Raw genomic sequence first — 5830 nt, 5'->3', positions numbered from 1 at the left:
AGGGGTGGGTGGGTAAATTCCCACTGAAGAACGTGAAAAGTCTTAGAAAATAAGAAAAAGAGAGGTGATTTCCCTCTCTTCTTTTGCTATACTATCTTTAGATATGTACTTGTTATTGATTTTAAAGTTTACACTTGTGCTACGGTCTTAGCACAGTGCGAGAACAGGCTTGTTAGTTGGTCAGCTAACAGGTCTTTTTCTTTTGTATAAACTTCTATTGGTTCGGGACTTATCGCTACTCCGCTTCTTTCCTTTGCCTCTTGTATCATCTTCTTATACTTACCTCTAGCGTTCTTACTAAGGTTCTTAAGTTCACTAGGTCTTTCTATTAATCCCGCTATTATAATCCGCTCCATAGGCTTATCTATATGGTCTAAATTAACCACCTTTCGATACGGTCTAATATCGAATAGATCCGCCGCGAAATAATCCACGGTATCTAATATATTATTGGACTCCTTAAAACGTTGTTGTACCTCAACACGCCAATGTCCATTAACTGCTCTAGAGTCTGATTCCTCTTTCTTCTCCAACCGTTCTAACTTCTTGTTATAAATACGATACCTTCTCTCACTTGATGGCGCACCTATGTATAATGTTTCTGGTTGTCCTTCTTGGTTCAGCCATAAGTTCTGTTTTCTTCTTTTAGGGCTTGTCCATTCAACCTCTGATAAGTCGATACCAAAGTAATCTACCGCTACATCAAGTCGCGTTAAATAAGGGTATTTTAGTCGAGAAACGATGTTTTCCACTTCCCGCATATTCGCATTGTTAGGATTAAAATCTAAGCGTATCTTCCCTTTCTCGCCTATCTCTAACAGTTCCCCTTTTAGTCCTTGATATGAATGACGAAAACCATAGTTTCTAGAAAAACCTATGAATGAAATATATTCCGAGTATTTAAGATAACTCTCTATCATTCCAGTGTCGTATCCAACAAGTGTTAGTCTGTCTATACTAATATCTGTTTCCATACCTAACACTCTTTTCCGTTTTATTTACTACCTTAGTATGCTTCAGTAATTTCTTTAGTTGTATAGAGTTCCGAAACTTATGCAAAAAAGTTTCGGTTATATATTAAACTACTTAGTATTTATTTATATATTACTGGGACATTTAGTCCTCTCTAAAAGGGACAATAAGTCCTTTCCTAAAGAGACAATAAGTCCTTTCCAGAAACTTTAACTTTCCGTTTAACCTTCTTAACTTTACGTTTTTCTTTTGGTTTATGAATAGAAATAACATTACTAGATTCATGTATTTCCGCTCCGTATTGTTCCCAATGCGCTACAAGTTTTTCAGCTATATAATATCTTTCTCTATCAGTTAAACCTTCCTTAATACGCGAAACAAACGGATTATAATACTCTTCCTTCTCCCATAAATCCCCGAAAGTTAATTTGATTTTTTGAATACGTTCTTCAGTTTCTAAACCTAAACCTTCATAACTATTAGAAAGCTCAAATTCTCGTTTTCTAATAACATTGCTTAACACAACAAAGGGATTAAGACTGAAATCTAACAAAGTATAAATATTTGTTTTGTTTTTCCTTCTTGCAACCTTTATAAATTCTAGTTCTTCAAGCTTTTTCGTAGCTCTTGTTATCGTTTTTTCCGAAACACCTAGTTCAAAAGCTAATCTATCACGTCCGATAGCTCTTATATTAGTAGCATAAAACCAATCAAACATAGCATTGAAAACAGAACGCTCATTCATAGATAAAAACTTATTTCTAGATATTTGTTGAGTATCACCTGTATAACAAGATTGACTTGAATAACCGTTTTTTTCCGCTATTTCTCTAGCGTTCATCAAAATCACTTTAATATTTAAATCCGAATTCACTATAGATCACCTTTTCCTTTTAGTTTTCCCTCCTTGTTGTCTTGTTTACTACGATAAAATGCTACGGTATTTGTTATAGGGTTTAATGATTTATTGTGCTAACTCTTTTTCTCTTCTTAGCAATTGGATAGCAAGGTCTAAAATCTTACCTTGGCTCAAACCTTCTTTTTTCTGCAATTCTTCAATAGAATCCAATGTCTCTTGTTGAATCCTAAAAGTTTTAGGCACTCGCACTTTACTAGCTTGCATAACTTTAGGCATAACATCACCTCTTTCTTGAAAATGTAATACATAAAAACAGCTTAACATCAACGTTTCTGTTTGTCCACTTCAAAAACGGTCAAAAAACACATAAAAAAATAGAACATATTAATAAGGACATTTTTTTGGTCAAAAAGAAAGGAGAAAACCTAAAACAAAAAACATTTTGGTATGGTGAATCCCTCGAAAGAGGCACTTAACCCGCTGTTAGAGAAGCGGGTCTTTTTCAGTTGAATTAATCCTCCAAAAAAATCTCAAAAAAATGTCCCAAAATAATAGATTTCTGGAACTAATAACTATAAGGAATACATTTTACAAACAGAGAAAATTCCCGAACAAAACGCGAACTTTTTGGGGGACTATTTTTAAATGAAAAATCATTATTATTTTCTTCATAAAGAAAATGGCACTTTAGGGCACCATTTGGGATACCATTTGGGCTACTAAATTAGGTACCTTTTTCAATCTTTATACACGATACACTTTGCTATAGAAAGTAATCTCCGACAAAATCCCGACAAAAAGGGGGATAAAAAAGGGGACAAAATAGGGGACCGTTTTTTAATCGAAAAGCGATTAGTATTTTTATAGAGGTACATTTTTCTGATAAATATTCGATAAAAAACGGATAAATAACGGATGAAAAAGAGATAAAACAACGGATAAATATGAATGAAAAAGTAAGTAGTATTTTCTATAGAGATAGAAAACTAGGAGAAAAACAGGAGAAAAATAGAGACATTTTTGAAGAACTTAAAAAAAGGACAAGCTCTACAATTTTATTGAGGCATTTTTTTCTCCAATTTATAAATCATATCAACACGACCAATATAGTGCGCCTATCTCTTTGAAGAGAAAACTTCTTAATACAAATTCTTCAAAAGATGACACAAAACATAGATGAAAAGACAAATAGAAAGTAGGTGGTGTTATTCCATTGACAATCATAAGGAGTATTTTTACTCCCGTTTTATAAACCATACCCATAACCAGTAATGGCTGCGCCTATAAAAACAGAGCACAATTCTTAAAAAATAAGAGGAGTTATATGCAAGTCTAGCAATCAAAAAAGGAGATTAAAGAGTATATACACTTGGAGGTGAATCTGTATGAAAAAATTCATAAAGAAGAACAAAAAGAAGATCAAAAAAGCAATGAAATTAGGAAAAGACATAATTAATGTAGTAGGGAATGCAATTCGAATTTTTACGTTTTTCTCCTAATCAAAACTACTATTAAGTTCTATTTCCTTAAGTAGAGGAATCCTTGTGAAAAGACAAGGATTTTTCTACTAAAATTGGTATATAAAAAGAGAGAGCTCTTTCTAAAACCAATAGATGTATCAAAATCAATTCATTTGTCGAAAATGTATAGTATAGATAAAAATTTGAAGTACAACTCCATTATTCTGTCCAAAGAAACAAATTCTATACACGAAAACGGAATAAAATTTAACTTTTTTGGACATAATGATAGATAAGATAACTAGTATCTCATTGACAATCCAAACTGATAATTTCACTCCCGTTATATATATATCGGACAAAAAACAGAAATAAGCGTACGCATTAAGTAGAGAGAAAATTTTTTTAAAAAAAATAAGGATTTCTTAAAAATCGTAGCAACTAATACATAGAAAGAAAAATAACACTCACAGGGGGAAATTAAATTATGAACAACACACTATTCAAAGTAGGTAAATTCGCATTTAACGCAATTTGTTTTGTAGCAAGTCTTATCACAATTTATGTATTCTTCAACTAAATAAAAAAAGAGTCAATTTATAGTAGTTTTACAGATTGACTCTCTCTTCTTTTAATGATGCTATTGCCAATTCATAGTTCAATCTCTGTAACTCCTTATCATATAACGCAATAAATTTCTCATAGACCGCCTTTTCTTCTAAGCAAGTCGTTTCTCTCAAATAACATTCAAATAATACCTTTTCTACTAAGAATGCAAAAAATGCGTTCTTTTTTTCTTCTATATTGTCAATCATTGCATTACTCCTATTCGATCACCGCATAATTTATTAACTAAAATCATAAATTTCACTCACTGGATTAAATAAAGAAAAACACAACCTAATTCTGCAATTCTAGTCCTTCGTACATTGTACGGAATTCAATCATTGACAACGAGCCTCCAGTCCGTGGGTCATAAGCCAATGCCCCACTCCTTCACTCGCTAACGCTCAAACAAGGATTGGCAAGCCATAACAGGCTACCACGGACATTCTCATTGTAAATGAACCGCTACGCTTTGATTCCTTAGTTGGATTCCCAAAGCTTCCCTACGCCTCGTCATACCGCATCTATTTATCCTTTATTTCATCCCTATACCTCGCTACGCTTCGCCATTTCTTCCCTAAAAACCGACATACCGTAAACCGCGAAGACTATGCCATCGCACGAATGCCTCCTGGTTCACCGCTATTCCCTTCGGGGTTCTCTAATGTATTTAGCGTAAATTTAGCGGTTATCTAGAAGACCTGTCGTACTTTTAGCACTTCTACCATATATAAACTCATAAAAGGCTAAAAGTACCTTCATCCCTTATAGATTAGAGTGATTCAGCTTCTTTCTCTTCTCCCTGTAACACTTTTAATGTGTACCGCTGCATATACGATTCCAATACATCTTTCATTGTCTTTCCGTTCTTTTCTACTGCTTCTTTAAAGTTTTCTTTAACTGCTGAAGGAACTTCTATACTTAACCTCGCCTTTTCAAATTCTAAGTTAAATCGTTCCTCATTCCGCACTATCTTTTTCTGCTTCAGTTTTAACTTCTTTACTTCCTTCATTTTTTCACCGCCCTATTTCTTCTTAGTCGGCTTTCTTAATCTAGATTTCGGCTTAACTTCTTCAACTTGAATAATAGTTGGTTCTTTTACGTCACCTAGACCTAATTGCTCCATTCTATACACATACTCCGCTATTAGCTGGCAAACCGTACTATTCATAGTCGTTCCTGTTTTATCCGTAACTGCTTTAAACCTATCTTGTAACTCTTTAGGAATTCTATATTGCTTACTAACTATCATCATTTATCCTCCTACTTTTGCCCAATCTGTCCTAATGAGTGATAAAACTGTTCAGGAATTGGATATGGTGTACTAGCTAATCCATTACTAATTACTTCTGCTCTTCTTTGGTTCTTTTGTTGAATAGTTTCTTGTTGTTGTACTCCCACTCCCGCTAAAAGCGCTCTTGTATAATCTAATGCACCAATTAAATCATTAACCTCTTGATCCGCCCCTTTATAAGCTTCAAGCCCTACTCGTACTTTCCTAATACTATTAGACCATCTTGCTTTCTCCATATTACTCATAGAAGAAATATCTTTTCCGTTTAATCCACCAATAATTGAATTCGCTTCTTGTTTGAAACCTAATAAATTCCCCAACATAATATCTTCCTCTTTTCTTATTTTAATAAGCAAAATGCAATGCAAATTGCAATGCAAAATAGTTATTTTCTTCTTGCCACCATAGTAACTCTAAAAAAATAATCTGTATACTGGGTTACTCTACTTTTTTAAAATTTATTTTTGAATTGTCACCTACCTAAACCAAAACTACCAAAAATCGAGAGACTCTAGGCGCGCGCATTTAGGACAAAACCGTGGAAAGGGGTGGGTGGGTAAATTCCCACTGAAGAACGTGAAAAGTCTTAGAAAATAAGAAAAAGAGAGGTGATTTCCCTCTCTTCTTTTGCTATACTAT

General features: G+C 33.6%; 7 protein-coding genes. All 7 read right to left on the bottom strand.

Annotation, left to right across the window (positions count from 1 at the left end; all coding sequences use genetic code 11):
- Positions 1 to 128: 128 nt before the first annotated feature.
- The 7 genes from BLV40_RS27520 to BLV40_RS27495 all read right to left on the bottom strand — a co-directional run bounded on the left by BLV40_RS27520 (position 129) and on the right by BLV40_RS27495 (position 5514).
- Positions 129 to 974: a replication initiation factor domain-containing protein gene (locus tag BLV40_RS27520; protein WP_090695795.1), complete on the bottom strand. Its 846-nt coding sequence runs from the start codon at positions 972 to 974 to the stop codon at positions 129 to 131.
- A gap of 176 nt (positions 975 to 1150) precedes the next feature.
- Positions 1151 to 1846 (bottom strand): hypothetical protein, encoded by a 696-nt coding sequence (locus tag BLV40_RS27515; protein WP_090695793.1) that lies wholly within the window; start codon positions 1844 to 1846, stop codon positions 1151 to 1153.
- 90 nt (positions 1847 to 1936) lie between these two features.
- Positions 1937 to 2107 carry a hypothetical protein gene (locus BLV40_RS28780; protein WP_170833729.1) on the bottom strand — a complete coding sequence of 57 codons (171 nt, stop codon included), beginning with the start codon at positions 2105 to 2107 and terminating at the stop codon, positions 1937 to 1939.
- A 1792-nt stretch (positions 2108 to 3899) separates the two neighbouring features.
- The gene (locus BLV40_RS27510; RefSeq protein ID WP_090695791.1) at positions 3900 to 4106 is read right to left on the bottom strand and encodes a hypothetical protein; all 207 of its coding nucleotides are present in this window, start codon (positions 4104 to 4106) and stop codon (positions 3900 to 3902) included.
- Between the two features lie 563 nt (positions 4107 to 4669).
- Positions 4670 to 4909 (bottom strand): hypothetical protein, encoded by a 240-nt coding sequence (locus BLV40_RS27505; protein WP_090695790.1) that lies wholly within the window; start codon positions 4907 to 4909, stop codon positions 4670 to 4672.
- A 12-nt stretch (positions 4910 to 4921) separates the two neighbouring features.
- A complete protein-coding gene (locus tag BLV40_RS27500; RefSeq protein ID WP_139265639.1) occupies positions 4922 to 5152 on the bottom strand; it encodes a hypothetical protein in 231 nt (76 codons plus the stop codon).
- Positions 5153 to 5160: 8 nt separating this feature from the next.
- On the bottom strand, positions 5161 to 5514 hold the full coding sequence (locus BLV40_RS27495; RefSeq protein ID WP_090695786.1) for a hypothetical protein: 354 nt from the start codon (positions 5512 to 5514) through the stop codon (positions 5161 to 5163).
- Positions 5515 to 5830: the final 316 nt, after the last annotated feature.

Source organism: Bacillus sp. 166amftsu (assembly GCF_900107445.1).
Lineage (GTDB): Bacteria > Bacillota > Bacilli > Bacillales > Bacillaceae_G > Bacillus_A > Bacillus_A arachidis.
This window is presented reverse-complemented; position numbering and strand designations above follow the sequence as displayed.

Bases quoted from the DNA above. Each gene is read 5' to 3' on its own strand.
- BLV40_RS27500 (WP_139265639.1), bottom strand. From the start codon at position 5,152: ATGATGATAGTTAGTAAGCAATATAGAATTCCTAAAGAGTTACAAGAT.
- BLV40_RS28780 (WP_170833729.1), bottom strand. From the start codon at position 2,107: ATGCCTAAAGTTATGCAAGCTAGTAAAGTGCGAGTGCCTAAAACTTTT.
- BLV40_RS27520 (WP_090695795.1), bottom strand. From the start codon at position 974: ATGGAAACAGATATTAGTATAGACAGACTAACACTTGTTGGATACGAC.
- BLV40_RS27495 (WP_090695786.1), bottom strand. From the start codon at position 5,514: ATGTTGGGGAATTTATTAGGTTTCAAACAAGAAGCGAATTCAATTATT.
- BLV40_RS27505 (WP_090695790.1), bottom strand. From the start codon at position 4,909: ATGAAGGAAGTAAAGAAGTTAAAACTGAAGCAGAAAAAGATAGTGCGG.
- BLV40_RS27510 (WP_090695791.1), bottom strand. From the start codon at position 4,106: ATGATTGACAATATAGAAGAAAAAAAGAACGCATTTTTTGCATTCTTA.